Source organism: Ruegeria sp. A4 (assembly GCF_056543025.1).
This window is the reverse complement of sequence record NZ_JBQGAW010000001.1, coordinates 1430090-1455830: the sequence shown is the minus strand read 5'-3', so window position 1 is coordinate 1455830 and position 25741 is coordinate 1430090. Positions and strand designations below refer to the sequence as shown.

Annotated in this window: 22 protein-coding genes and 1 tRNA gene; 13 read left to right on the top strand and 10 right to left on the bottom strand. The window is 58.8% G+C overall.

From position 1 onward, the window contains the following. Window position 1 precedes the first annotated feature (1 nt). The 5 genes from ACR0E2_RS07245 (at window position 2) to ACR0E2_RS07225 (ending at window position 6807) form a co-directional block, all read left to right on the top strand. Window positions 2-391, top strand: coding sequence for a GFA family protein (locus tag ACR0E2_RS07245; protein ID WP_480445876.1), 390 nt, complete (start codon window positions 2-4; stop codon window positions 389-391). Between the two features lie 110 nt (window positions 392-501). Beyond that, window positions 502-2289: a gamma-glutamyltransferase gene (gene ggt, locus ACR0E2_RS07240; protein WP_480445874.1), complete on the top strand. Its 1788-nt coding sequence runs from the start codon at window positions 502-504 to the stop codon at window positions 2287-2289. A 93-nt stretch (window positions 2290-2382) separates the two neighbouring features. Then, on the top strand, window positions 2383-3792 hold the full coding sequence (locus tag ACR0E2_RS07235) for an FAD-binding oxidoreductase (RefSeq protein ID WP_480445873.1): 1410 nt from the start codon (window positions 2383-2385) through the stop codon (window positions 3790-3792). 86 nt (window positions 3793-3878) lie between these two features. Beyond that, the gene (locus tag ACR0E2_RS07230; protein ID WP_480445871.1) at window positions 3879-4157 is read left to right on the top strand and encodes a hypothetical protein; all 279 of its coding nucleotides are present in this window, start codon (window positions 3879-3881) and stop codon (window positions 4155-4157) included. Window positions 4158-4299: 142 nt separating this feature from the next. Then, window positions 4300-6807 (top strand): GcvT family protein, encoded by a 2508-nt coding sequence (locus ACR0E2_RS07225; protein ID WP_480445869.1) that lies wholly within the window; start codon window positions 4300-4302, stop codon window positions 6805-6807. A gap of 42 nt (window positions 6808-6849) precedes the next feature. Here the strand turns inward: ACR0E2_RS07225 and ACR0E2_RS07220 are convergent, their stop codons facing one another. The 3 genes from ACR0E2_RS07220 to ACR0E2_RS07210 all read right to left on the bottom strand — a co-directional run bounded on the left by ACR0E2_RS07220 (window position 6850) and on the right by ACR0E2_RS07210 (window position 8981). Further along, on the bottom strand, window positions 6850-7185 hold the full coding sequence (locus tag ACR0E2_RS07220; RefSeq protein WP_171329503.1) for a carboxymuconolactone decarboxylase family protein: 336 nt from the start codon (window positions 7183-7185) through the stop codon (window positions 6850-6852). Between the two features lie 72 nt (window positions 7186-7257). Continuing rightward, the gene (locus ACR0E2_RS07215) at window positions 7258-7911 is read right to left on the bottom strand and encodes a DUF938 domain-containing protein (RefSeq protein WP_480445867.1); all 654 of its coding nucleotides are present in this window, start codon (window positions 7909-7911) and stop codon (window positions 7258-7260) included. Then, window positions 7908-8981 carry an NAD(P)/FAD-dependent oxidoreductase gene (locus ACR0E2_RS07210; protein WP_480445866.1) on the bottom strand — a complete coding sequence of 358 codons (1074 nt, stop codon included), beginning with the start codon at window positions 8979-8981 and terminating at the stop codon, window positions 7908-7910. The genes ACR0E2_RS07215 and ACR0E2_RS07210 overlap by 4 nt, the downstream gene beginning before the upstream one ends. A 162-nt stretch (window positions 8982-9143) precedes the next feature. Between ACR0E2_RS07210 and ACR0E2_RS07205 the strand changes: the two genes are divergently transcribed. Together ACR0E2_RS07205 and ACR0E2_RS07200 are read left to right on the top strand one after the other, a co-directional pair. After that, window positions 9144-9572, top strand: a complete 429-nt coding sequence (locus ACR0E2_RS07205) for a hypothetical protein (protein ID WP_480445865.1) — start codon at window positions 9144-9146, stop codon at window positions 9570-9572. Beyond that, a complete protein-coding gene (locus ACR0E2_RS07200; RefSeq protein WP_480445863.1) occupies window positions 9569-10801 on the top strand; it encodes an HlyD family secretion protein in 1233 nt (410 codons plus the stop codon). The genes ACR0E2_RS07205 and ACR0E2_RS07200 overlap by 4 nt, the downstream gene beginning before the upstream one ends. Window positions 10802-10861: 60 nt before the next feature. On the opposite strand, the gene ACR0E2_RS07195 is transcribed toward ACR0E2_RS07200, so the two are convergent. From ACR0E2_RS07195 to ACR0E2_RS07165, 7 genes are all read right to left on the bottom strand, one after another. Further along, window positions 10862-12007, bottom strand: a complete 1146-nt coding sequence (locus ACR0E2_RS07195; protein WP_480445861.1) for an iron-containing alcohol dehydrogenase — start codon at window positions 12005-12007, stop codon at window positions 10862-10864. A gap of 67 nt (window positions 12008-12074) precedes the next feature. Continuing rightward, window positions 12075-13457, bottom strand: a complete 1383-nt coding sequence (locus tag ACR0E2_RS07190; protein WP_480445860.1) for an aldehyde dehydrogenase family protein — start codon at window positions 13455-13457, stop codon at window positions 12075-12077. 94 nt (window positions 13458-13551) lie between these two features. Further along, window positions 13552-14904, bottom strand: a complete 1353-nt coding sequence (locus ACR0E2_RS07185) for a glutamine synthetase family protein (RefSeq protein ID WP_480445858.1) — start codon at window positions 14902-14904, stop codon at window positions 13552-13554. An 89-nt stretch (window positions 14905-14993) separates the two neighbouring features. Then, window positions 14994-16025, bottom strand: coding sequence for a TRAP transporter substrate-binding protein (locus ACR0E2_RS07180; protein WP_170343589.1), 1032 nt, complete (start codon window positions 16023-16025; stop codon window positions 14994-14996). 67 nt (window positions 16026-16092) lie between these two features. Further along, window positions 16093-17418: a TRAP transporter large permease gene (locus tag ACR0E2_RS07175; RefSeq protein WP_480445857.1), complete on the bottom strand. Its 1326-nt coding sequence runs from the start codon at window positions 17416-17418 to the stop codon at window positions 16093-16095. Beyond that, window positions 17418-17936, bottom strand: a complete 519-nt coding sequence (locus ACR0E2_RS07170) for a TRAP transporter small permease subunit (protein WP_152458809.1) — start codon at window positions 17934-17936, stop codon at window positions 17418-17420. Before ACR0E2_RS07170 ends, ACR0E2_RS07175 begins: the two co-directional genes overlap by 1 nt. 16 nt (window positions 17937-17952) lie before the next feature. Further along, window positions 17953-18738 (bottom strand): N-formylglutamate amidohydrolase, encoded by a 786-nt coding sequence (locus ACR0E2_RS07165; RefSeq protein ID WP_480445855.1) that lies wholly within the window; start codon window positions 18736-18738, stop codon window positions 17953-17955. Window positions 18739-18841: 103 nt separating this feature from the next. Between ACR0E2_RS07165 and ACR0E2_RS07160 the strand changes: the two genes are divergently transcribed. From ACR0E2_RS07160 to ACR0E2_RS07135, 6 genes are all read left to right on the top strand, one after another. Continuing rightward, window positions 18842-19714 (top strand): MurR/RpiR family transcriptional regulator, encoded by an 873-nt coding sequence (locus tag ACR0E2_RS07160; protein WP_171114706.1) that lies wholly within the window; start codon window positions 18842-18844, stop codon window positions 19712-19714. Window positions 19715-19807: 93 nt separating this feature from the next. After that, window positions 19808-19881, top strand: a tRNA-Gly gene (locus ACR0E2_RS07155). A 129-nt stretch (window positions 19882-20010) separates the two neighbouring features. After that, window positions 20011-21831: an ABC transporter transmembrane domain-containing protein gene (locus tag ACR0E2_RS07150; RefSeq protein ID WP_171329516.1), complete on the top strand. Its 1821-nt coding sequence runs from the start codon at window positions 20011-20013 to the stop codon at window positions 21829-21831. 160 nt (window positions 21832-21991) lie between these two features. Continuing rightward, window positions 21992-23881 carry an acyl-CoA synthetase gene (locus ACR0E2_RS07145; protein WP_171362432.1) on the top strand — a complete coding sequence of 630 codons (1890 nt, stop codon included), beginning with the start codon at window positions 21992-21994 and terminating at the stop codon, window positions 23879-23881. A 12-nt stretch (window positions 23882-23893) separates the two neighbouring features. Next, the gene (locus ACR0E2_RS07140; RefSeq protein WP_480445854.1) at window positions 23894-24817 is read left to right on the top strand and encodes an alpha/beta hydrolase; all 924 of its coding nucleotides are present in this window, start codon (window positions 23894-23896) and stop codon (window positions 24815-24817) included. A 98-nt stretch (window positions 24818-24915) separates the two neighbouring features. Beyond that, window positions 24916-25719, top strand: a complete 804-nt coding sequence (locus ACR0E2_RS07135) for a class I SAM-dependent methyltransferase (protein WP_480445852.1) — start codon at window positions 24916-24918, stop codon at window positions 25717-25719. Window positions 25720-25741 lie beyond the last annotated feature (22 nt).

Genomic DNA, 25741 nt, shown 5'->3' with positions numbered 1-25741 from the left:
AATGGACGTCTATGAAGGAGGGTGCCGTTGTGGAAATCTGCGCATCAGGGCTTCGGGTCGTCCATTGCGGGTCGGAATCTGTCACTGTCTGGACTGCCGCAAGCATCATGGCGCAGTGTTTTATGCGGCGGCCGTTTTCCCGGACGACAGAATAGAGGTATTCGGCGAAGCGCGCAGTTATGCTGACAGGTTCTTTTGCCCCGGCTGCGGCTCTCCGGTCTTTGCGCGCAGCGGAACCGAAGTGGAGGTGCATCTTGGATGCCTTGATGCGCCAGATCAGTTGACGCCAACATATGAAAGCTGGGTCACCCGGCGTGAAGCGTGGTTGCCCGAGTTCCGCGGTATGGCCCGCTATGATCAGGATCGATTGGTAGGCGACGCAAAGGCTTAACGCGTGCTGCGGACGTCGGCCATGTGTTGATGGCGTGCAGCTTGGACTTGTTCAGAGCGTGTTCGGCGCGCAGTTTTGATAGTCAGGGATGTATTGGAGGATTTGATCAGATGAGACGTGTTTCAGTTCTACTGTTTTCTGCATTTTGTTTTGCAGCTCCGGGGTTCGCTCAGGAAGCGGCCGATGCCGTTGCACCCGAAACGGCGACGGAAGGGCAGGTACAGGCCATGACCGACGAGGTCATCGCGGCGCTCGAGGCCAAACTGGATGGCGTTCCGGTCACGTCCCAGAACTGGATGGTTGCCGCGGCCAACCCGCTGGCGGTGGAGGCCGGCGCCAGAGTATTGCGCGCAGGAGGGTCTGCCGCAGACGCCATGGTGGCGGTGCAGGTCGTGCTGGGCCTGGTCGAACCGCAATCCTCGGGCTTGGGCGGCGGTGCGTTTCTGGTCTGGTACGATGCAGCGACCGGTCAGATGACAACTCTGGACGGGCGAGAAACGGCGCCGCTGGCGGCCACACCGACCCTGTTTCAGGACGAAAACGGTGAGCCGCTGAAATTCTTCGATGCGGTTGTCGGTGGGCTGTCCGTGGGGACGCCGGGCACACCTGCCTTGCTGGAAGAGGCGCATCGCCGCTGGGGGCGTTCCTCGTGGCCCGGATTGTTTGCCGATGGTATCCGGTTGGCGGATGAAGGGTTCCTGGTGTCCCCGCGTCTGGCCAGCCTTGTTGAAAACGATGCCGAGCGCCTGTCGCGCTTCCCGGAAACCGCTGAATATTTCCTGCCGGGGGGCGCGCCGCTGCAACAGGGGCAGCGCCTGATGAACCCAGCTTATGCCGAAACGCTGCGTGTGTTGGCCAGTGACGGGGCGGCCGGTTTCTATGGCGGTGAGATTGCGGCAGACATCGTGCGCACGGTTCGCAATGCTCCGGGCAATCCCGGTGTTCTGTCCGGTGCGGATCTTGCGCTGTATCAGGTGATCGAGCGCGAACCGGTTTGCGCGGAATACCGCGCCTATGAAGTCTGCGGCATGGGCCCGCCGTCGTCGGGTGCGCTGACCGTGGGGCAAATTCTGGGGATGCTGAACGGCTATGATCTGGCGGCCATGGGGCCGGAAAGCGCCGAGGCCTGGCGGTTGATCGGGGACGCTTCGCGCCTCGCCTTTGCGGACCGCGGCCGGTACATGGCTGACAACGATTTCGTGCCCATGCCGACCAAAGGGCTGGTTGATCCGGCCTACCTGTCGCAACGAGCAGAATTGCTGAACACCGAAGGCGCGCTGGCAGATGTCGGGCCCGGTCAGCCGGAGTTCGACCACGCGCTGAACTGGGCGGATGATGTGTCGCTGGAGCTGCCTTCGACCTCGCATATCTCGATTGTAGACAGCTATGGCAACGTGTTGTCGATGACCACGACCATCGAAAACGGCTTTGGCTCACGTCTGATGACGAACGGGTTCCTTCTGAACAACGAACTGACGGATTTTTCGTTCAAGACCCACAGCGATGGTGTGCCGATCGCTAACCGGCTGGAACCCGGAAAACGCCCGCGTTCGTCCATGAGCCCGACCATCGTGATGCAGGATGGCGCGCCGGTTCTGGCGATTGGCTCGCCGGGTGGCAGTCGGATCATCGGCTATGTGGCCAAATCGATTATCGCATGGGCCGACTGGGGTATGGATGTGCAACAAGCCGTGTCGCTGCCGCATCTTGTCAATCGTTTCGGGACATATGATGTCGAGGCCGGGACCTCTGCCGAAGGCTTTTCCGACGGGCTGACCCAGTTTGGGTTTGAGGTAAACCCGCGTGACCTGACATCTGGCCTTCACGCCATCGAAATCGGCGACGGGCTGAGCGGTGGTGCCGACCCCCGTCGCGAAGGTATTGCGCTGGGCGAATAGGGCCTTGGTATTTGTGGGGATTGCCCGCACTTGACGAGCCCTTTAGTCATGGACTGAACGGCCCGCAACGTGCCGGGACAGGGGAGGATGACGATGGTGCAAGCGACCGCTTTGCCTCGGAATGAAACAGGTATCGAAACCGTCATAGGCGTTCTGAAACAACGTTTTGGCGACAGGTTGCAAACGGGTGCCGCGATTCGTGAACAGCACGGGCACACCACGACCTGGATCGAAAACCAGAGCCCGGATGCCGTGGTTTTCCCGCATACTACGCAGGATGTGTCGGAAATCGTCAAAACGTGTGCCGCGCACCGGGTGCCGGTGATTCCCTTTGGCACGGGAACGTCGCTGGAAGGGCATGTGAATGCGCCAGCGGGGGGGATCTCGGTCGATCTGATGCAGATGGACAAGGTGCTGGCTGTCCACGCCGAGGATTTGGATTGTGTGGTGCAGCCCGGCGTCACGCGCGAGGCGCTGAATACTCATTTGCGGGATCAGGGTTTGTTCTTTCCGATTGACCCGGGGGCGAATGCGTCGCTGGGCGGTATGGCCGCGACCCGCGCTTCGGGCACCAATGCGGTGCGATACGGAACGATGCGCGACAACGTTCTCAGCCTCGAGGCGGTCATGCCGGACGGCCAGATCATCCGTACCGGTCACCGGGCCAAGAAGTCATCGGCCGGGTATGATCTGGCACGCCTTCTGATTGGGGCGGAAGGCACGTTGGGTATCATCACCGAGCTGACTCTGCGCTTGCAGGGCATCCCCGAAGCGATCAGCTCGGCCAGGTGTTCCTTTCCTTCGGTCGATGCCGCCTGCCGCGCGGTGATGATGACCATTCAGTATGGCATTCCGGTCGCCCGAATAGAGTTGCTGGATGAAATGTCGGTTCAGGCGGCAAACGCCTATTCCGGGCTGAGTCTTCCGGAAACGCCGTTGCTGCTGCTTGAATTCCATGGCTCTGAAAGCGGTGCGGCGGAACAGGCTGAAACCTTTGGTCAGATCGCCGAGGAGTTCGGCGGTACGGATTTTGCTGCGACCTCGACCACCGAAGAACGGAACAAGCTTTGGCAGGCGCGCCATGATATGTATTGGGCGTGTCTGCAACTGCGCCCCGGCGCGCGTGGTATTTCAACGGATGTCTGCGTGCCGATCTCGCGCCTGGCGGAATGTGTGACAAGCACTCAGCAGAAGGCAGCTGATCTTGGCTTGCTCGCGCCAATTGTGGGGCATGTGGGGGATGGGAACTTTCACACGCTTATTTTGATCGATATGCAGAACACCGAAGAAGTTGCCAAAGCCGAAGAGTTTGTCGGATGGTTGAACGACCTGGCAATTTCAATGGAAGGCACCTGCACAGGTGAACACGGAATCGGTCAGGGCAAACGGCCATACCTTATCAAGGAACTGGGCGCCGCCACGCAGTATATGGCCGCAATCAAGGCTGCTTTGGACCCCGAGAACATCATGAATCCCGGCAAGGTATTAACCGGCCAATCCTAGCGGTTTTCGCGTTCTGGCCCGCATTGCGCCTTCAAATCGTCCACATGTTCTGGTCTCACCGACTCGGTTAGGAACAGGTGGTCGAGATGAGCGCAAAATATCTGGCAGGGTTTGCAGCGATCTGTGGGGTCGCCATTGTTGGGCTGGACTATTATCAGCAGGCCAAGGCATCCGAAAACGGGCTGGGCTTAAAAGGTTATGTTGCCTCGGTATCCGCGCGTGTCGGGATTTCGGAAAGTCGGCTTGAAGCGGATGCCCAACCTTCACAGCCCGAGGAACCCGCGGCGAAGGCACCGTCAGAGGAAGTTCGGAAACTTGTCTGCACCACGATCGGGACAAGCAAGCGCTGTCGCTCCAGCGGTTGAGATCACGGGTTTCATGTCCGATCTGCGACCCGCATTCGATGATCGGGTCGTTTTTTTCATATCACTGGTCGGATGAATGTCGCGCGATCCCTCTCAAGTGCGCCATATGGTGTCAACTGATTTCAAGGGGAGACGCCCGGTTATGAAAACCCAAGTCAAAGCACTGGTTGTTGGCGGCGGCGCCGTTGGGACCTCGATTGCCTATCATCTGGCCAAAGCGGGCTGGGACGATGTGATGTTGATCGAACGGGACGAGCTGACGTCCGGGTCCACCTGGCACGCGGCTGGTCTGCTGCCATTGTTCAACATGTCCTATGCGACAACGCACATCCACAAGTACTCGGTCGACTTCTACAAGACGCTGGAAGAAGAAACCGGGCTGAACGCGGGCTTTGCCGTCGTCGGCAACCTGCGCATGGCACAGACGCAGGAGCGCATGGACGAGTACATGCTCTACGCCTCCACCGCCGAAACCTGCGATGTTGCCTATGAGTGGCTGACCCCCGAGCAGATCAAGGAACGCTGGCCGCTGATCGAGACATCGGATCTGAAGGGTGCGATCTACCACACCGAAGACGGTTACATTAACCCCGCTGATGTGACGCAGGCGATGGCCAAGGGGGCCCGTCAGCGTGGCGTCGAGATCGTGCGCAAGATGCAGGCGGATGCCTTCCACTGGAACGGCACCCATTGGGAAGTCACCTGCACCAAGATGGTGGAAAAAGGCGGCAACCTTGTCGAAAGCGACGAAAAGGTCGTGATCACTGCCGAACATGTCGTCACTGCATCGGGCAACCACGCACAGCGCACCGCCAAGATGCTGGGCATCAAGATGCCTGCGATCCCGGTCGAACACACGTTTATCGTCATGGACAAGGACCCTGAACTGGTCAAATGGCGCGAAGCAGGCAACCCGGAACACCCCGTCGTGCGCGACGCCGACAACGAATCCTACGCCCGTGAAGAACGCGGCGGCTGGATTCTGGGTATCTATGAACATGGCGCCCCCGCCCGGTTTGAACACGGTGTGCCGGACAGCTTCCGCGCGGATCTGTTCCCGCTGGATCTGGATCGGATCGCGGATCAGTACATGGCCATGGCCGAGCGCGTGCCGTCCTGCGCTGAATCCGGTCTGAAAGACGACTTCAACGGCCCGATCTGTTATACGCCTGACGGCAACCCGCTGGTCGGCCCTGCGCCGGGCCTGCGCAACATGTGGCTGGCCGAAGGTTTCAGCTTTGGCATCACCGCGGCAGGCGGCACCGGCTACTATCTGGCGCAGATGATGGTCGATGGCGAAGCCGAGATCGACATGGCCTCGCTGGACCCCAAACGGTATTCCAGCAACTGGATGACCACCGAGTTCGCGGCCCGCAAGAACGAAGAGTGCTATGAGCACGTCTACATCCTACACCACCCGGACGAAGAGCGTGAAGCCTGCCGCCCGCTGCGGACCGTTCCGGCATATGATCGACAGAAAGCACGCGGTGCCCAGTTCGGCTGGGTCAACGGCTGGGAACGTCCGAACTATTTCGGCCCCGTCGATGCGCCCGAGAACTTCGACAAGGAAAGCCGCTCGTTCCGTCGTGGCGGCTGGTGGCAATATGCCGTCGAAGAAGCCAAGGCGATCCGCGAAGGCGTTGGCCTGATCGACGCGTCGGCCTTCGCCAAGCACGTCGTCAAAGGCCCCGGTGCCACCCAGTTCCTGGATTGGTTCACCTGCAACAAGCTGCCCAAGGTCGGCCGCATCAATCTGACCTATGCGCTGACCTCGCACGGCACCACCCGCACCGAATACACCATCGTCCGCAATGGCGAGAACAACTATTACCTCGTCTCTGCCGGAGCCTGGACCGAGTACGACGCCGACTATCTGCGCAAGGCGGCCGAGGACAAGATGGAGGAGTTCGGATATATCGAAATCCAGGACGTGACCACGCAATGGGGCGTCTTCGCCATCGCTGGACCCAAGTCGCGTGACGTTCTGAAAGAGGTCATCAAGGACGCCGATCCGGAAACCGCCCTGTCGAACAAGCGCTTCCCGTGGCTGTCGGCGCGCCAGATCGAACTGGGCATGTGCCCTGTCAATGCGATCCGCGTGGCCTATACCGGCGAGCTGGGCTGGGAACTGCACCACCCGATCGAGATGCAGAACTACCTGTTCGACCTGCTTGAAAAAGCCGGCGAGAAGCATGGCATGAAGCTGGTCGGTGCCCGCGCTCAGAACTGGCTGCGGCAGGAGAAATCCTATCGCGCCTTTGGCACCGAACTGGGCCGTGACGCGAGCCCGCTGGAGGCCGATCTGCCGCGCTTTGTCGATCTGTCGAAAGACTTCCACGGCAAGGCCAAGCTGGAAGAGACCGGTGTGCGCGTGAAATGCTGTACCCTGCTGATCGACGGGCCGGAGGATGCCGACCCATGGGGCCGCGAGGCATTGTACACACCGGAAGGTGAACGCGTGGGTCGATTGACCTCGGGCGGGTATTCCGTGGTGTTCGAGAAATCCATCGGCATGGGCTATGTGAAGCCCGAGCTGGCAGTCGAAGGTACAAAGCTGAAGGTCAAGATGCAGGACAAGCTGTGGGATGCGGTCGTGACCTGCGACAGCCCCTACGACCCGAAAAACGAAACCATCCGCAAGGACGGTTGATCGCAGAAAGGCCCCGGAAACCTTCGGGGCCTTTTCTTTTTGTCATCCAGACAGTTCGTCGAAACATTCCAACGCCTTGGCCGCGTACATCATGGCTGGGCCGCCGCCCATCTGGATCGCCATGGCCAACACGTCGGACACTTCTTCCCGTGTCGCACCGGCCTTGATCAAAGCTTCGGTGTGCAGGGTGATGCAGGGTTCGCATCGCAGGGTGACTGACATTCCCAACGCAATGAGTTCCTTGGTCTTGTAGTCGAGCGTCCCGCCCTCTTTGACGGCTTTGCCAAGCGCTCCGAATGCGCGTGTCGTATCGGGAATGGATCCGTTCAGGTTTCGCAAACTCTTTCGTGTTGCCGAGAGTTTTTCTTGCCATGCCATTGCTGAGTGCCCTTCTTCATATCTAGCAACCGGAATATGAAGTGGGTTGCGACTGTTTGACTTTGATCTCGATCAGACGTCAGGGCGTTCGGCAATGAATGCAAGATTGTTGGCAGGCATTTCGACCGGTGCCAGCGTGTGAAGCCCGACGTTTTTGAACAGGTCCAGAATGTCCGCGTCGTTTTTGTAGCCGATTTCCGGGTCTTGCTGGATCAAAGCCTTATGAAAGCGGACATCCCCGTCACTGGTGAGTTGGCCCGAGCGTTTGAACGGACCGTACAAGATGAACCGCCCCTTTGGTGACAGGGATTGGGCGACTTCTGAAACGATGGTTCTGGCTTCCCGCCAACTGATCAAGTGAATCAAGTTTATCAGAACGATCAGATCCTGGTCGCAAAACCGCCTGTGCCAGCCCGAAAGCGTTGCATCCAGTTCTGCGACCTGCGCGACATTGGGCAGGTCGCGGGTATAGGCATCGATACTCACGCGCCGCTCAGGGTCAACTTCCGAAGGCTGCCAGGCCAGCCCGGGCAGCTCTTCGGCGAAGGCCCTGACATGCTGACCAGTCCCGCTTGCGATTTCCAATGCCTGGCCCTGGGAGGGGCCCCATTCTTGCAACACTGCACACAGCGCGTCGGTGTTCCGGGATGCTGCCGGGGCCACCAGCTTGCCATCTTCAGACTCATTGGCGACGCTTGCAGACGAGGGGAGGCTGCGTTTGATCATCGCTTCAGCCTGTCAGGGGTCAGCATATCCACTATGTCAGGTTCCAGTTCAGGTGTGTTTCCGACAACAAGATCGCACAGCAGTTGCGAGGCCGCCGGTGAGGTTTGAAAACCATACCCGCCCTGACCGCCACACCAGACAAACGAAGGGTCCAGCGGGTCGCGCCCAAGCACCAAGGTTCCGTCCGGGGCAAAACTGCGCAAGCCCGCCCAATTCGTTTCAACTCTTGTGACAGGTTCGGTCATCAACTCCTCATACCGTGCCAGACCCTCTGCCAGCACCATATCATCGGCATAAGCATCCTGTGGCGCAACCGGATCGGCTTCGGATGGTGAGACCAGCAGCTTGCCCGCATCCGGTTTGGCGTACCATGTTTCGCCGGCGCCCAGCATCATCGGCCAGACAGATACGTCATGCCCTCCGGGTGCGGGTAGGCGGGCCATCGACCGGCGGCGAGGTGTGATACCGATACCGGGCAGCCCTGCAAGCTGTGCAACCTCATCCACCCAGGCCCCGGCTGCGTTGATCAGAGTGCGGGCTTCAAAGATCTCACCGGCCTCAACCGCCCAGTGTTTTTCTTTTCGAATGCCGGTGACTCTGCTTTTCGTCGAAACCGTTCCCCCGTTTTGCCGGATGGTCCGGGCGAAATCCTGCAACAGGCGATCCGTATCGATGTCAAACGCCGCTTCGCTGATGGCCGCAAACCCGACCTTGTCCGGGTTCAGGATCGGAACGCGCGACATGGCCTGATCCATCGGTATTTTCACCATGTTGAGATCGGCACAATCGGCTTCGAACATGTCGGGCTGGTCAATTGCTCCGACCAGCATCAATCCGCGCGGGGTCAGGTAACCGCCATTCTGCGTATGAAGAAAGGCAGCCCCCGCTTTGTTCAGGGCGACGACCGAAGGCGGTCCATAGCTTTCTTCGAACAAGGCCGCTGACCGGCCCGACGCGTGATAGCCCAGGGCGTCTTCCGCTTCCAGAACCATCACGGTTCCGTGCTGCGACAGGCGCGCACCGGCGCTCAGCCCGGCGATGCCGCCTCCGATTATCAGAAAATCAATCATGACTTGCGATCCATCCTGTACAGAGACGCAACAGGTTTCTTGAGTTTCATGCTGGCGCCAGAGCTCCTCATTCGCCACGCGTTTGGGTTCCCGGACTATAAGCAGCCTTGAAATTGTGCTTCAACCCGGTCAAAGAAGTATCAAATTATACAGGAGGGTAAGGTGACCGCAGCAGACCTTCATCCAATGGCCGCAGGGCATATTCCAGGGTATGTTGTCGCAGCTGACGGAAGCGATTACCTTTTCTCCGCCATGGTCGTTTTTTTCGTCGTTCTGGTGGTGCTGATCGGTGTCGGATACCTGACGCTGCATTCGGTTCCCGAAAAAATGGCCCACGAAAACAATCACCCGCAATTTCAGTTGGTGGGCATTCTGGCACTGCTGGCGCTGTTTACACATAATGGGCTTTTCTGGGTTGCTGCTATATTGGTCGCAGGGTTTCAGTTCCCGGATTTTGCCACCCCGCTTCGAAACATTGCCGATGCCATTCGTTCTCTCGGTCGGTCACCTGTTCCGGAACCAGTGCCTGAAACAACGGTGCCGGCTGCGCCAGATCCTGGACCCAGCGATGCGCAGGAGCAATCCACATGATCGAGACCATGCTCTGCGCCCTGATAACGGTGCTGCCCGACTATCTGTTCCGCCGTTTTGTACAGGGCAAGCGGATCGGTCACGAGATTACCTTGTTCACCATGTGGTACGAACTGCGCTGGGGTTTGACCACCTGTGCCATTCTGGCGCTGACCGTGATCACCACGCTGTTTTACTTTCATCCGGCCAGCAAAACCGCGGCATCCTATTTCCGGACGGTGACCATTCTGCCGCAATTGGGCGGTCGTGTTTCCGAGGTTTTCGTCAAGAACAACGAACTGGTAACCGCGGGTCAACCGATTTTCCGGATCGAGGATTTCAGCCAGACTGCCCAGGTCCAGGCGGCAAATGCGCAGATTGCACAGGTGCAGGCCTCGCTTAAGGTTGCGGAAACCGACTTGGCCGAGGCGGAAGCTGGAATTGCAGGTGCCAAGGCAGCCCTTGCGCAGTCTCTGGAGGATCTTGAGCGCAACACGACCTTGCGCGACGAAGGTTCAAGCGCCGTAAGGCTGGCCGAGATTGAGAGGCTGGAAAACCTTGTCGCCGAGCGAGAGGCCCAGGTTCTTGCAGCGGAATCCAAACGTGCCGCGGTTGAGCAGCAGATCGAAGAACTGATCCCCGCGCAGCTGGCCAGTGCCATTGCGCAACTGGATGCTGCACAGACCGAGTTGGACAAAACGGTGATCACCGCGGGCGTCACAGGGCGGGTCGAACAGTTCGGCCTTCAGGTCGGTGACTACGTAAGCCCGTTGTTGCGCCCCGCGGGCATTCTTGTGCCATTGCACACAGGGCATGATCGTTTTCAGGCTGCTTTCAGCCAGCTGTCTGCCCAGGTGATCAAGCCGGGCATGATTGGTGAATTGGGCTGCATGACAAAGCCATTCACCGTGATCCCCACCGTGGTGGTCGAGGTGCAGGATGTCATCCCGTCGGGCCAGATCCGCCCATCGGACGAATTGCGGGACGTGCAGAGCAACAACAATCCGGGCTCGATTCTGGTCTATATGGAGCCGCTGTACAAAGGTATGGCCGATGACATTCCGCCGGGCAGCAATTGTCTGGCCAATGTCTACACAGACAACCACGAGCGGTTGGAGCACGAGGATCTGGGCTTTTGGGAGGCGGCCTTTCTGCACGTGGTCGACACGATCGGCGTGGTGCATGCCGCGGGTCTGCGCCTGCGTTTGATCCTGATGCCGGTGAACACTCTGGTTTTGACCGGGCATTGATCTGATCTTGGCAATCCGAACGCAAAGGGCCCGGCAAGTTTCGCCGGGCCCTTTGGTTTCTTACAGCGCTGCTTTGAACAGCTGCGTCAGGTTGTCTTTCGTCAACTCAATCGGGTTGCCGCCGCATGACGGATCGATGATCGCCCCTTCGACAAGCTCTGGGATTGAAGCTTCGGTCACACCCAGGTCGGACAATCTGCGCGGGATGCCAAGGCTGTCGTTGAAATTCTGCACGAAGGCGCGGAAACCATCGAAGCCGCCGTCGATGCCCAGATATGCCGCAGCTTGCTGGAACCGGTCTGCAATGGCCGGGGCGTTGAAGTCCAGCACCGCGGGCATGCAGACCGCGTTCGTGGTGCCATGATGGGTGTTGAATACCGCGCCAATTGGGTGGCTCATCGCGTGGATCGCGCCAAGGCCCTTCTGGAAAGCCGTTGCGCCCATGGCAGCGGCGCTCATCATCTGGGCGCGGGCCTCGATATCGGTGCCGTCAGCATAGGCACGTGGCAAATACTCTTTCACCAGCCGCATACCCTCCAGCGCGATGCCCTGGCTCATCGGGTGATAATGCGGGCTTGAGAAGGCTTCGACGCAATGCGCGAAGGCGTCCAGGCCTGTTCCTGCCGTGATGAACTTGGGCATCCCGACGGTCAGCTCCGGGTCGCAAATCACCACGGCCGGCAGAACCTTGGGATGAAAGATGATCTTTTTGGCATGGGTCTCGGAATTGGTGATGACGCTCGCGCGGCCCACTTCCGATCCTGTCCCTGCGGTGGTCGGAACGGCAATGATTGGCGCGATCGCGTCGGCATCGGCTCGTGTCCACCAGTCGCCGATATCCTCGAAATCCCAAACGGGGCGCGTCTGACCGGCCATGAAAGCGACCATCTTGCCCAGATCCAGCCCAGAGCCGCCGCCAAAGGCGATCACCCCGTCATGGCCACCTGCGTTATAGGCCGCAACTCCGGCTTCAAGGTTCTTCTCATTCGGGTTGGGGTCCACATCGCTGAACAGGCCGCGGCCCAGTCCGGCGGCTTCCATGATATCCAGTGTCGCGGTGGTGATGGGCAGATCGGCCAGCCCCTTGTCCGTGACCAGCAATGGTTTCTTCATTCCGGCGGCGGCGCAGGCTTCGGGCAACTCCCTGATGCGCCCGGCTCCGAATTTGATGGCGGTCGGATAGGACCAGTTTCCAACAAGTGTCATGTCAGGTTTCCTTTGCAAAATAAGGCCTGCTTCGGCGAGGGGATGGGTCCGAAGCAGGCCGTCGTCCTTAGCCCGTTACCTTTTTGAGGTGGTAGGATTTGGGACGTGTCAGGTTGTGATATCCGATGACGGACAGACCGCCGCCGCGCCCGGTATTCTTGCAGCCCGTCCAGCACAGGCCGGGATCCAGATAATCGGCGCGGTTCATGAACACGGTCCCCGTTTCGATCCGGTCACCCACCCGCGCCGCACGATCGACATCGCGGGTCCACAGGCTGGCAGTCAGACCAAACTCACTGTCATTCATCAAGGCGATGGCCTCCTCGTCCGAGGACACTTTCATGATGCCCACCACGGGCCCAAAGCTTTCGTCCCGCATTACGCGCATGTCATGAGTGACATTGGTCAGGATTTGCGGTGTCAGGTACGCGCCACCGTCGTCTTCAGCAAAGGTGTCGATATGCGCAACCGCGCCGGCTGCAACCGCCTCGGCGATCTGGGCCCGCACCTCATCGGCAAAACGCACATTGGCCATCGGGCCAATCGTTGTCTCGGCATCCAGCGGGTTGCCCAGCTTGTAACCCTTCACGATGTCCACCGCCTTGGCGACAAAATCATCATAAAGGCTCTCGTGAACATAGATCCTCTCGATTCCGCAACAACACTGGCCCGAATTGAACATCGCACCGTCAATCAGCGTGTCGACCGCGGCATCCAGGTCGGCGTCGTCCATGACATAGCCGGGATCCTTGCCGCCCAGCTCGGTGCCGACGCCGGTAAACGTGCCCGCCGCAGCACGTTCCATCGCCTGACCGCCGCCGACTGATCCGGTGAAGTTCACGAAATCAAATGCATTGCCCGCGATCAGGTCGTTGGTCACGTCATGGCTCAGGAACACATTCTGGAATACGTCCTCGGGCACACCTGCCGAATGGAACGCCTTCGCCATGCGCTCGCCCACCAGCAACGTCTGTGTCGCGTGTTTCAGAACGACCGTATTGCCCGCGATAAGCGCCGGAGCGACCGTGTTGATCGCCGTCATATAGGGATAGTTCCATGGCGCCACCACAAAGACCACCCCATGAGGAATGCGCTTGATGTAGCGCTTGAACGTTTCGTCTTCACCGACGGCGATATCTGCCAGAGACGTCTCGGCAATCTCCGCCATATGGCTGGCACGTTCGTTGAATCCACCGAACTCGCCGCCATAACGCACCGGGCGACCCATCATATGGGCCAGTTCCGGCACGATCTCATCGTTCATGGCGCCAATGGCGGCCACACCCGCCATCACAAGATCGATCCGCTCCTGCACCGGACGAGCTGCCCATTCCGCCTGAGCAGCCCGAGCACGCGCCGCGGCCCTGAAAGCGGCCTCTCGCGACAACACTTCACGTTCGGCATAAACCGATCCGTCGATCGGCGAGACACATTTCAACATCTGCCCCATTTTCACTCCATTTCCGAAAGAAACAGGATCCCTGCTTCATCTGGCCCAAAATATCCCGGGGGTCTGGGGGCAGAGCCCCCAGCGCGACCCGACCTTACGCCCGCTCGAATCCGCGGGCGATTTCCCAATCCGTGACCACGCGTTCGAACTCCTCGATCTCGACCTCCGCGGAACGGGTATAGTGGTCGACGACGTCATCTCCCATGGCCGCGCGCAACATGACCGATCCGTGCAGCGCATCCCGCGCGGCGCGAAGGTTGCCCGGGATCATGGCAGTCTCACCCTGGTAAACGTCGCCCTTGGTCGGCGGTTGCAGATCCAGCCCTTCCTCGATGCCCGCGATCCCTGCCGCCAGCATGCCAGCCATCGCCAGATAGGGGTTCATATCTGAGCCCGGAATTCGGCACTCGACGCGTACGGCCTTGGTACCGTCACCGCACAGGCGGAACCCGGCGGTGCGGTTGTCCACGGACCAGATGATCCGCGTTGGCGCGAAGGTGCCTTTCATGAAGCGTTTATAACTGTTGATGTAAGGTGCCATGAAATAGGTGTAATCAGGGGCATATTTCAGCAGCCCAGCCATATAGCTTTTCATCAGCGCCGACATGCCCAGATCGTCCCCGGCGTCATAGAAGGCAGGCTGTCCATCCGCCCATAGTGACAGGTGCACATGGGACGAGCTACCAACTTTCTCGTGGTGCCATTTCGGCAGGAACGTCGCTGCGTGACCATGTTGCCACGCGATCTCTTTCACAGCGTTCTTGGCGATCGAATGATACTCGGCTGTTTCCATCGCGGGTGCGTATTTGATGTTCAGCTCTTCCTGCCCGGTCTCGGCCTCACCTTTGGAGTTCTCAACCGGAATGCCCGCATCCCACAGATGGTTGCGGATCGGACGCATCACATGCTCTTCCTTGGTGGTCTGAAGGATATGATAGTCTTCGTTATAGCCCGAGATCGGCTCCAAATCCCGGAAACCTTCCTTGCGGATCTGGTCAAAGCTTTTCTCAAACAGGAAAAACTCAAGCTCGGTCGCCGTCATGGCGTCATAGCCCATGGCTTTCAAACGGCTGACCTGTCTTTTCAGGATTGAGCGCGGCGCGTGCAGCACTTCCTCGTGCGTGTGATGATCCAGCACGTCACACATCACCATCACCGTGCCTTCAAGCCACGGCACCGGGCGCAGGGTGCTGAGGTCAGGTTTCATGACATAATCGCCATAACCCCGTTCCCAACTGGTCGAGGCATAGCCATCGGGTGTCGCCATCTCCAGATCGGTGGCCAGCAGGTAGTTGCAGCAATGGGTCTCTTCCCATGCGCCTGCCACGAAATGGCCCGCGTGAAAGCGTTTGCCCATCAACCGGCCCTGCATGTCCACCATGCAGACCAGAACCGTATCAACCGAACCTTCGGATACCTGCGTTTTAAGATGTTCGAACGTGAGCATGTGCCACCTTTGTCTTTGCCGAAATCCTTCATCGGCCATTCGTTCAGTCAGACCCGCCCCATGCAAGGGGCGGGTCGCTTGGCCAAGTCTTAGCCGTAGCGGTAGGGCCGTCCAGCCTTGAGCATGTCGGCGTTGTACTGTTTGAAGATTTCAACAACCTTCGCCTTGGTTTCAGATTCGGCTGCGATCTCGTCCCAGAAGGCAACGGCCGCAGCTTCGACGGTTGCCCATTCTTCGTCCGGAATCGACGTCAGCTGCATCTTGTCTCCGTTGACGCGCAGGCTGGCTTCACCGCCCCAGTACCACCATTGACGATAATAGTGGGACTGATCGGTGCAGACGCGGAACAGGGTCTGCAAATCTTCGGGCAGCTCGTTCCAGCGGTCCATGTTGGCAAAGAACGAACCGGCCCAGGCACCCGAGATGTTGTTGGTCAGGAAGTAGTTGGTCACATCCGCCCAGCCGACTGTGTAGTCTTCGGTGATACCGGACCACGCGATGCCGTCCAGCTCGCCGGTTTGAACCGCAACTTCGATGTCTTCCCAGGGCAGGGTGACCGGCACAACGCCGAACTGAGACAGGAAGCGGCCCGCGGTCGGGAAGGTAAACACACGTTTGCCCTGAAGGTCTGCCAGGCTGTTGATCGGGTCTTTCGTTGCAAAGTGGCACGGGTCCCAGGCACCGGCCGAAATGTGCTTGACGCCGACTTTCGAGTATTCCTCGTCCCAGATCTCGTTCAGCCCGTACTGGTTGAACAGAACCGGCACGTCCAGCGAGTAGCGCGAGGCAAAGGGGAAATAGCCGCCGAACACGGTGACCTCGGTGGGCGATGCCATCGAGTCATCATCCGACTGCACGGCATCAATCGTGCCGCGCTGCATGGCGCGGAACAGCTCGCCCGTCGGAACCAGCTGGTCGGCATAGAACAGCTCGATCTGCATCCGGTCACCGGCGATCGTGTTGAACATCTTGATGGCCGGGTCGATCACGTGTTCGGCCAGCGCCGGGCCGGCATAGGTCTGCATCCGCCATCTGATGGTCGATTGCGCCAGTGCAGGCGTCGCCAGAGCAGCGGCGGGAGCGGCCGCAGCACCTTTCAGAAATGTACGTCTGTTCGTCATTCTCTCTCTCCGTTGGTCAGTTTCGATTGTGCGGGGATTGCCCGCGAAGCCCCGGTTTGATCCGGGATCATTTGTTGTAGATGTATTCAGGAAGCCACAGCGCGATCTGCGGGAATGTCATGATGATCGCCAGCGCCAGTGTCATCACCATCACGAAGGGCAGGATCGAACCGTAAATGTCGCGCAGCGATATCTCTGGTGGCGCCATCGCGCGCATCAGGAACAGGTTGTAGCCGAAAGGCGGCGTCATATAGGCGATCTGGGTGGTGATCGTGTACAGAACCCCGTACCAGATCAGGTCGAACCCCATTGCACCCACGAGCGGCACGTACAAAGGCGCGACGATCACCAGCATGGCCGTATCGTCCAGAAACGTGCCCATCAGAATAAAGCTGAGCTGCATCAAGATCAGGATCACCCACGGGTTGAGGCCCAGCCGCTCGGTAAACAGGTTCTCGATTGCCCGAACGGCGCCCAAACCGTCGAAAACAGCGCCAAAGGCAAGCGCAGCCAGGATGATCCACATGAACATACAGGTAATGCCCAGCGTTGACCGTACAGACGTATCGAAAACCTTACGTGTCATACGGCCCTTGAGGATGGCCGCGGCGAACGCCGTCAACGCTCCGATGGCCGAGCTTTCGACCAGCGAGGTCCAGCCGTTGACGAAGGGCACCATCATCGCGGCAAAAATACCCAGGGGCAGCAGGCCCGCGCGCAACAGGCGCAGTTTCTCTGCCATGGGCACGTCGCGCTCCTCGGCGGACAAGGCGGGCCCCAAGGCCGGGTTTATGCGGCAGCGGATCACGATGTAAAGGATGAACATTGCGGCCATCATCAGCCCGGGAAGCAGCCCTGCAAGCCAGAGCTGCCCGACAGGCTGGCGGGCGATCATCGCGTAAAGAACCAGCACGACGGAGGGTGGTACAAGGATACCCAATGACGATCCGGCTTGTATTACCCCGGTCACCATTTTCTTGTCATAGCCGCGTTTCAGCAGTTCCGGCAGCGCAATGGTCGCGCCGATGGCCATGCCTGCGACACTCAGCCCGTTCATGGCCGAGATCAGCACCATAAGACCGATCGTGCCTATTGCGAGCCCGCCGTTCAGGCCCCCCATCCAGACGTGGAACATCTTGTACAGATCGTCTGCAATTTTTGACTCGGCCAGAACGTAGCCCATGAAGATGAACATCGGCAGGGTCAGCAGCGGATACCATTTCATCAGCTTCATGGCGGCCGAAAAGCCAATGTCATAGCCGCCGCGATCCCCCCACAGAAACAGGGCGGCCATCACGGCGACAAAACCAATCGCGCCAAAAACGCGCTGCCCGGTCAGCAGCATCAGCATCATGGTCGAAAACATCAGGATGGCGATCAATTCGTAAGACATCAGATCACCTCGCGCGGGATGTCATCGCCCCTGAGGCGCAGTATATCTTTGAACAGTTCCGAGATCGCCTGAAGCAACATCAGAAACAGCCCCACGACCATGATGACCTTGATTGGCCACAGATATGGTCGCCACGCGGTCGGGCTGCGTTCGCCATATTGCAGCGAATAGCTCAGCGAGTCGTATCCGCCGTAGATCATCACGCCCAGGTAGATGATCAGGAAAAGGACGGTGATCGCATCCGTCCACGCGCGACGACGGTCGGACCATTCGCCGTACAGAAGGTCCATGCGGACGTTGGACCCCATCTGGATCGAATAGGGTCCGCCCAGAATGTAATATGCGACCATTGCGAACTGGGCCATTTCCAGGGTCCACAGCGATGGCAGGAAAAAGGTTTTTGAAATCGAGGACCACAGGAGGATGCCCATCATGACGAAGATGCCGTACATGACGAAGCGTCCGATCCAGCGGTTCGTGCGGTCAATGACCGCCACATATCCCCGCATGAAATTCATCCCGATACCTCTGCTCTCATGGTTTCGCCTCTGCGTGCGATAAGTCTTGGATGACCGATTGCAGAATTGGCGTAAGCAATCCCGCAATGCGGTTTACGCCTTCTGCTGTGTCGATCAGATCGTTTCGGACTTCGATCATGACATTTGGAAGCCCGCGCCGGACCGCGTGTTCGCGCAACGTGTGCGTGACGCCATCCGTCGCCGAGTAAGGTTCGTTCAAAGCCACGCGCAATCCCGAGCTTTCCGCGTGGCTCAGCATCAGCTGCGCGGCGCGGTCGTCTTCGTCATGAAGAATCCCCAGCTCTACCGTTCGGGGGGTTCCCTTGTAGACGGGCGTGAAGCTGTGGATCGTGATGACAACCGGAGGTTCAGGCCGTTCGTCCAAAGTGGATGAAACCAGCGTTTTGAAAGGTTCATACACGTCGCGAACCCGCTGGGCGCGCTGAGCATCTGTCAGGTTCATGTTGCCGGGAATGGAAAACACTTCGCTGACTTGCGGCATGGCATCTTCGCGTTCGGGCGGGCGGTTGCAGTCATAAACAAGGCGACTGACGCGCGAGTGGACCAGCGGCGCATCCAAAGCGCCCATCAGCTCCACCGACAGGTCCAGCGCGCCGATGTCCCAGGCCGCGTGAGAGCTGGCCGCCGCCTCATCCAGCCCCAGTCCATCCAGCGCGGCCGGAATAAACCGGCTTGCATGTTCGCATATCAGCACGGCAGGCGCGCGACCGTGCGCATTGAGCACGCGGGCTGCCGGGGCTTCGGTCGGCAAAAGCAATGATGACTCGGTCTCGTGACGCATAGGTAGCATTTGTTACAGCAACTTCTCACCTGTCAAGAAAATTTCTGTAGACAAAATTTCAAACGAACATATTCTGTAACAAATTCAAGAAACGAGGGCGCCGATGGCCACCGTTGCCAAACTTGTCAAACAGAGGATTCAGGATGAGCTGGACGATCTGACACGGTCTGAACGTCAATTGGCCTCGGTCCTGTTGCAGGATTATCCGATGGCCGGTTTGCAATCGATCACCAAGCTGGCCGCTGCGGCGCAGGTTTCGACCCCGACCGTCATTCGCATGGCGCGCAAGCTTGGATTTGACGGGTTCCCCGACTTGCAGGATGCGCTGCGCGAAGAGGTTGCGGCGCAGATCAAGAAGCCGATCTCGAAACGGGACGCCTGGGTTGTGGATGACGAGGCGGAACACCCGACAACGCGTTTTGCCCAGGCGGTATGGACCAACATGCGCCACACGCTGGAACGTCTGGACAAAGAGATGTTCGATGCCGTCGCGCGTCTTTTAGCCGAGACAGAGCGTCATCTTTACGTCGTTGGTGGCCGCATCACGCGGTCAAATGCGGATTATCTGTTCAATCACATGCAGATCATCCGGCCCAACGTCACGATGCTGGGCAATTCGGCGAATGTCTGGCCGCAATACCTTCTAGATATGGATGAATCATCCGTTCTGGTGATCTTCGACATCCGCCGTTACGAGGCGCATCTGGAGAAGCTGGCACAGGTTGCCTCGGGCCGCGGCGTCACCGTTGTTCTGTTTACGGACCAATGGGGTTCGCCGATCGGAAAGACCGCCAATTATTCTTTCCACGCATTGGTCGAGGCGCCATCCAGTTGGGATTCGACCATTGCGTTGCAGTTGATCTCGGAAACGCTGATTGCCGAAGTGCAGGAGGCACGTTGGGAAGAAAGCAAGGAGCGGATCGAAGAACTGGAGCGGTTCTTTTCCTCGACCCGGATATTTCGCAATCAGGACTGACGGGCCGAGCAGTGTCGGAAGAATTGCGCCACTAAATTTGCCACTTCCGGCTTGACGATCCCGAAAGCATGACTTAACCAGCGCAAACCATTTGCGGGTATAGCTTAATGGTAAAGCCCCTGCCTTCCAAGCAGGCTATGTCGGTTCGATTCCGTCTACCCGCTCCACGCCTTCCCTGAAATTCTGCGTCAAATGGCCCTTTCGACCTGCCGATTGCGGTTGTGATGCTTGACCATACCTGCCGCTACCTCCAAGAAAGCGGTCACTCAGTACGGTTCAGGATACAAGGGCCAGACATGGCAAGACAAGCCGCCAGCAAGCCAACGCATACCGCCGCGCCCGGAGCCTCCGAGGAACGCGCCCGTTCAAAGAAGATTGGGGTTCTGGCCTCGCTTTGGCCGTTCATGAAACCCTACAAATTCCTGATGATCGGCGCGACGCTGGCGTTGATTCTGACGGCCAGCATGACCCTGACGCTGCCATTGGCGGTGCGGCGCGTGGTCGACAATTTCCGAATTCAGGATGGAGAGCTTCTGGATTGGTATTTTCTGGCCGCGCTGGTCATCGCTGCCGTTCTGGCCGTGGGCACCGGTATTCGGTATGCGCTTGTGACCCGTCTGGGCGAACGGGTAGTGGCCGATATCCGCAAGGCGGTGTTTGATCGGGTCATCGGCATGAGCCCGGAATTCTATGAGCGAATCATGACCGGTGAGGTGCTGAGCCGGATCACCACTGACACGACGCTGATCCAATCTGTTCTCGGCTCGTCCGTGTCCATTGCCCTGCGAAACATACTGATGTTCGTCGGTGGGCTGGTTCTGATGCTACTGACATCCGCCAAGCTGACCGGGCTGGTATTGTTGCTGATCCCGGTGGTCATCGTGCCGATCCTTGTACTTGGTCGCCGTCTGCGCGTGATCAGCCGCGAGAATCAGGACTGGATCGCGGCCTCGTCCGGCAACGCGGGTGAGGCATTGGGTGCGGTACAGACCGTTCAGGCATTTTCTCATGAACAGGCCAGCCGCCAGCAATTCAGTGAGATGACCGAGACATCTTACAGCGTCTCGCTGCGCCGCATACAGACCCGCGCGGTGCTGACGGTGATCGTGATCTTCCTGGTTTTCTCGGGCATCGTGGGCGTTCTGTGGATGGGTGCCAATGACGTACGAAATGGCGTGATGACCGAAGGCGTTCTGATCCAGTTCGTCATCTATTCGATCATCATGGCGGGCTCGGTCGCCGCCCTGTCCGAAATCTGGAGCGAACTTCAGCGTGCCGCGGGGGCCACCGAACGTCTGGTCGAGCTGCTGCATGCAGAAGATACCGTGACCGACCCTGCCAATCCCAAAGCGCTTCCCAAGAACATTCAGGGCGAAATCCGGTTTGAAGATGTCAGCTTCCGCTATCCCGCGCGGCCCGATACGGTTGCATTGGATCATCTGTCACTTCTGGTGAAGCCAGGCGAGACGGTCGCATTCGTCGGGCCATCCGGGGCAGGAAAAACAACCGTGATCCAACTGATCCAGCGGTTCTATGATCCGAACTCGGGCCGCGTGACGCTGGACGGTCTTGATCTGCGCGACATCAACCGGTCAGATTTCCGCCGCCACATGGCTCTGGTGCCTCAGGATCCTGTGATCTTTGCTGCATCCGCGCGGGAAAACATCCGCTTTGGCCGTCTGGATGCCTCGGATGCTGAAGTCGAGGCCGCCGCCCGGGCCGCTGCCGCGCATGATTTTATTGCGGCCTTGCCCCAAGGATATGACAGCTTTGTCGGCGAACGCGGTGTCATGCTGTCTGGCGGGCAGAAGCAGCGTATTGCCATTGCCCGCGCAATCCTGCGCGACGCGCCGGTTCTGCTGCTGGACGAGGCGACTTCAGCGCTGGATGCGGAAAGCGAACGCGCAGTGCAGGGCGCGGTGGACAAGATGCGTGCCGGGCGCACGACCCTGATCGTCGCGCACAGATTGGCGACCGTTAAGAAAGCGGACCGCATCATCGTGCTAGAGGAAGGCCGCATCGTTGCACAAGGCAGTCACGAGGATCTGGTGTCTCAGGACGGGCTGTATGCACGCCTTGCCCGGTTGCAGTTCACCGATGGTGTCGCCGCAGAATAAGAGTGACGCTCCGGCACTTGCGAATTCGCCGTAGCGTCATTCTACATTTTACTCCCCTTGAAGGCTAAGGCCTCGCTTGCGCGAGGTTCGTTTTGCTTCCATCTTGGTTGCGAACAACAAGCCCGCGCAAAACGCGGGAGAATAATACGGGAGGAACCACATGGCCTTTGTGGGTTTGGAAGACAAGAAGCGCATGGAACAGGAAATGCCGTGGGAGGATCGGGATTTGCCCGTCACCTTCCATCAGCTTTTGTCGCGCACAGCAGGGAAGTTCCCCAACCACAATGCCATGAGCTTCCAACTGTTCTCGGGCCCGAATGACAAGGCCGAGACTCTGACCTGGTCGCAACTTCTGGCTCAGGTCAACCAGGCGGCGAACCTGTTCCGCTCGCTGGGTGTGGGTGAAAAGGACGTGGTCGCCTATGTGCTGCCCAACTGCAACGAGACACTGGTGACGATGATGGGCGGCGCGGTTGCGGGGATCGTGAACCCGATCAACCCCTTGCTTGAACCGGAACAGATTGCCGCGATCCTGCGCGAGACCGGCGCCAAGGTCGTGGTGACGCTGAAATCTTTCCCGAAAACAGATGTCGCGCAGAAGGTCGAAGAGGCGGTGCGCCACGCACCCAAGGTCAATACCATTCTGGAAATCGATCTGAACCGGTATCTGACCCCGCCCAAATCATGGCTGGTGCCGTTTCTGCGCCCCAAGATGGGCGACAAGGAAAAGCTTGCCCATGCGGATTACAAGAACTTCCACACGGAACTGGCCAAGCAACCGACGACGCTGACGTTTGAAGACAGCAAGGAAGATCGTGTCGCCTGTTATTTCCATACCGGCGGCACCACGGGTATGCCGAAGGTGGCGCAGCACAAGTATTCTGGCCTGATCTACAACGGCTGGTTGGGAAACACGCTTCTGTTTGACGAAAACGACGTCATCATGTGCCCGCTGCCCATGTTCCACGTTTTTGCGGTGCATGTGATTGTGATGGCGGCCGTATCATCCGGTGCCCATGTGGTTTTCCCTACACCACAGGGATATCGCGGCGATGGAGTATTCGACAATTTCTGGAAGCTGATCGAGCGTTGGAAGGTGAGCTTCATCATCACCGTGCCAACCGCGATTTCAGCCAAGATGCAGCGCCCGGTCGATGCCGATATCTCAAGCGTAAAAACGGCCTTCTCGGGCTCGGCCCCGCTGCCGGTGGAACTGTTCCGCCGCTTTGAAGAAGCGACCGGCGTCACCATTGTCGAAGGGTACGGTCTGACAGAGGCCACGTGTCTGGTTTCGTGCAACCCGGTGGATGGTGAGAAAAAGATCGGATCGATCGGTATTCCGTTCCCCTATACAGACGTCAAGATCTTGCAGGATGGGCCAGACGGACCGACCGAGTGCGACACTGATCAAATCGGTGAGATCTGCATCTCGAACCCGGGTGTCTATGCGGGCAATACTTATACCGAGGCCGACAAGAACGTTAACCTTTATCACTTCGACAAGTACCTGCGCACGGGCGATCTGGGGCGCTTCGACGAAGATGGGTATCTATGGATCACCGGTCGCGCGAAGGACCTGATCATTCGTGGCGGTCACAACATCGACCCTGCCGAGATCGAAGAGGCTTTGCTGGGTCACGAGGCCGTCGCTTTTGCCGGTGCCATCGGCCAGCCGGATGCGCATTCCGGTGAAGTTCCCTGCGCCTTTGTCGAACTGGTCGAAGGCGCGTCTGTCACCGAAAAAGAGCTGATGGATTACTGCAAGGTTCACGTGCACGAACGCGCGGCGCAACCCAAGCACATGACCATTTTGGATGAGCTGCCCAAAACGGCCGTTGGCAAGGTGTTCAAGCCTGAACTTCGGAAACAGGCCATCACTCGTATCTACAACGGCGCCCTCGAGGATGCCGGTTTGGCGGCGCGGGTGGTTTCCGTCATTGATGACAAGAAACGCGGCCTCGTTGCGCAGCTTGACGCGAACGGATCTTCGGAAGACGATGTCGCAAAAGTGCTGGGCGTATACACCCGGCCATGGGAGTGGTCTGAATAAGCCGGAGGGACAATGGACTATGAACGCCTGATCGACGAAGAAACCTGGGCGTTCATACGTCGCACGGCCGAAAGCTATCCCGATGACGCGGTCGAGCTGTCGATCGAGGATCAGCGCCGTGTCTATGACACCATGTGTCAGGACTTTCGCCAACCACGCCCGGCTGGCGTGGAAACTCAGGACCGGGCGGCCGATGGTGTTCCGGTTCGAATTTACTCTGCCGGGCAACCAACCCGAACCGTCATCTATTTTCATGGTGGCGGTTTCGTTGTTGGTGGTCTGGAAAGTCACGACGATGTTTGCGCTGAATTATGCGCCCAAACCGGGTACCGGGTCGTTGCCTTCGATTACCGGCTGTGCCCTGAACATGTGCACCCGGCACAGTTTGACGACTGTTGGAGCGCTGCGAACTGGGCCGCAAACGAATTCGGAGACCCTTTGATTTTGGCCGGCGACAGCGCCGGTGGAAATCTGGCTGCTGCCGTATCCCACTACGCGCGCGGGCGTTTGGACGGGATCCTGGGGCAGGTGCTGATCTATCCGGGCCTCGGAGGGGACCGCAGTCAGGGGTCCTACCAGGAACATGCCCAGGCCCCCTTGCTGACGTTGGACGAAATCAGGTTCTATGAAACCGTCCGATGCGCGGGCGATCCGCCCCAGGGCGATCCGACCTATGCGCCATTGCAGGACAGTGACTTTTCAAACCTGCCGCCGACGGTGGTGGTAACGGCTGATTGCGATCCGCTGCGTGACGACGGGCAAGTTTATTGCAGTCGGATCAATACGGCGGGCGGGAAGGCCCACTGGATCAATGAATTCGGTCTTGTGCACGGCTATCTGCGCGCACGAACCGCGGTGAAACGTGCGGCCGACAGTTTCGAGCGTATCTCGGTTGCGATAGAAGCGCTGGGGCAGGGGATCTGGTCCTACGACTGATGCAGGGATTTGAAGGCTCGGGTCCTTTTGGGGCCTGTATGCCGAAAACCGGCTGGCTGTGGTAAGCTCACTCAAATTATCCGAGGAGATCTTACCTTATGGCCGACCCCTTTCAGAACGTCGATGCCGCAGGGCCAGAATTCATCAAGCTGTTTGCGGATTCGATGGACCAGCGGCAAGCGGACCCGACGATGGAGCGGATCGTGGCCGCGTATCTGGGTCATCTGAACGTCACGGATGCATCGACGGTTGTTGAGGTTGGCGCCGGTGCAGGCGCCGTCACACGTCGCATCGCAACACACTGCCACCGGGCGAAGGTCATAGGTTTCGAACCTTCGAAGGGATTTGTCTCGGAAGCCAACATGCGGGCCAAAGAGTATTCGAACCTGACTTTCAAGGTTGCCGACGGTGCCGCGCTTCCGCTGGAGGATGATGCCGTCGATGCGGTCATCATGCACACGGTGCTCACGCATGTTGAAGACCCCAAATCGTTGGTTGCCGAGGCCTTCAGAGTGTTGAAACCCGATGGGATCTTGATTGTATGTGACGCTGATTTCTCAAAAGCGACCTTCAGTGCCTTTCCGAATGATCCTCTGGATATGTGTGCAAAGGAATTTGTACGCGAGTTTGTGACCGATCCTTTTGTCGTCGCAAAACTCAGGTCAATGATTTCCGAGGCCGGGCTTTCCGTGACACATTTTGACGTGCAGAGCAGAGTTGTCTCGACAGCCGAGCAGATGTTGCCTTGGGTCGACCTGACCACCAAGCAAATGTACGAGCGGGGTGATATCGGAAAAGAACTGGCTGAGGGGCTTGCGGCCGAGCACGAAAGACGTGCTCGAAACGGGTCGCTTTACGGATACCAGGTATTTGCGACAGTGGTGGCGGCGAAGGCCGCATAAGCGGCCCCGAAGCCGCATGACC

What these genes read in the sequence shown, in the direction of transcription:
- ACR0E2_RS07245 (WP_480445876.1), top strand. Translation starts at nt 2, where the DNA reads ATGGACGTCTATGAAGGAGGGTGCCGTTGTGGAAATCTGCGCATCAGG.
- ggt (WP_480445874.1), top strand. Translation starts at nt 502, where the DNA reads ATGAGACGTGTTTCAGTTCTACTGTTTTCTGCATTTTGTTTTGCAGCT.
- ACR0E2_RS07235 (WP_480445873.1), top strand. Translation starts at nt 2,383, where the DNA reads ATGGTGCAAGCGACCGCTTTGCCTCGGAATGAAACAGGTATCGAAACC.
- ACR0E2_RS07230 (WP_480445871.1), top strand. Translation starts at nt 3,879, where the DNA reads ATGAGCGCAAAATATCTGGCAGGGTTTGCAGCGATCTGTGGGGTCGCC.
- ACR0E2_RS07225 (WP_480445869.1), top strand. Translation starts at nt 4,300, where the DNA reads ATGAAAACCCAAGTCAAAGCACTGGTTGTTGGCGGCGGCGCCGTTGGG.
- ACR0E2_RS07220 (WP_171329503.1), bottom strand. Translation starts at nt 7,185, where the DNA reads ATGGCATGGCAAGAAAAACTCTCGGCAACACGAAAGAGTTTGCGAAAC.
- ACR0E2_RS07215 (WP_480445867.1), bottom strand. Translation starts at nt 7,911, where the DNA reads ATGATCAAACGCAGCCTCCCCTCGTCTGCAAGCGTCGCCAATGAGTCT.
- ACR0E2_RS07210 (WP_480445866.1), bottom strand. Translation starts at nt 8,981, where the DNA reads ATGATTGATTTTCTGATAATCGGAGGCGGCATCGCCGGGCTGAGCGCC.
- ACR0E2_RS07200 (WP_480445863.1), top strand. Translation starts at nt 9,569, where the DNA reads ATGATCGAGACCATGCTCTGCGCCCTGATAACGGTGCTGCCCGACTAT.
- ACR0E2_RS07195 (WP_480445861.1), bottom strand. Translation starts at nt 12,007, where the DNA reads ATGACACTTGTTGGAAACTGGTCCTATCCGACCGCCATCAAATTCGGA.
- ACR0E2_RS07190 (WP_480445860.1), bottom strand. Translation starts at nt 13,457, where the DNA reads ATGGGGCAGATGTTGAAATGTGTCTCGCCGATCGACGGATCGGTTTAT.
- ACR0E2_RS07185 (WP_480445858.1), bottom strand. Translation starts at nt 14,904, where the DNA reads ATGCTCACGTTCGAACATCTTAAAACGCAGGTATCCGAAGGTTCGGTT.
- ACR0E2_RS07180 (WP_170343589.1), bottom strand. Translation starts at nt 16,025, where the DNA reads ATGACGAACAGACGTACATTTCTGAAAGGTGCTGCGGCCGCTCCCGCC.
- ACR0E2_RS07175 (WP_480445857.1), bottom strand. Translation starts at nt 17,418, where the DNA reads ATGTCTTACGAATTGATCGCCATCCTGATGTTTTCGACCATGATGCTG.
- ACR0E2_RS07170 (WP_152458809.1), bottom strand. Translation starts at nt 17,936, where the DNA reads ATGAATTTCATGCGGGGATATGTGGCGGTCATTGACCGCACGAACCGC.
- ACR0E2_RS07165 (WP_480445855.1), bottom strand. Translation starts at nt 18,738, where the DNA reads ATGCGTCACGAGACCGAGTCATCATTGCTTTTGCCGACCGAAGCCCCG.
- ACR0E2_RS07160 (WP_171114706.1), top strand. Translation starts at nt 18,842, where the DNA reads ATGGCCACCGTTGCCAAACTTGTCAAACAGAGGATTCAGGATGAGCTG.
- ACR0E2_RS07150 (WP_171329516.1), top strand. Translation starts at nt 20,011, where the DNA reads ATGGCAAGACAAGCCGCCAGCAAGCCAACGCATACCGCCGCGCCCGGA.
- ACR0E2_RS07145 (WP_171362432.1), top strand. Translation starts at nt 21,992, where the DNA reads ATGGCCTTTGTGGGTTTGGAAGACAAGAAGCGCATGGAACAGGAAATG.
- ACR0E2_RS07140 (WP_480445854.1), top strand. Translation starts at nt 23,894, where the DNA reads ATGGACTATGAACGCCTGATCGACGAAGAAACCTGGGCGTTCATACGT.
- ACR0E2_RS07135 (WP_480445852.1), top strand. Translation starts at nt 24,916, where the DNA reads ATGGCCGACCCCTTTCAGAACGTCGATGCCGCAGGGCCAGAATTCATC.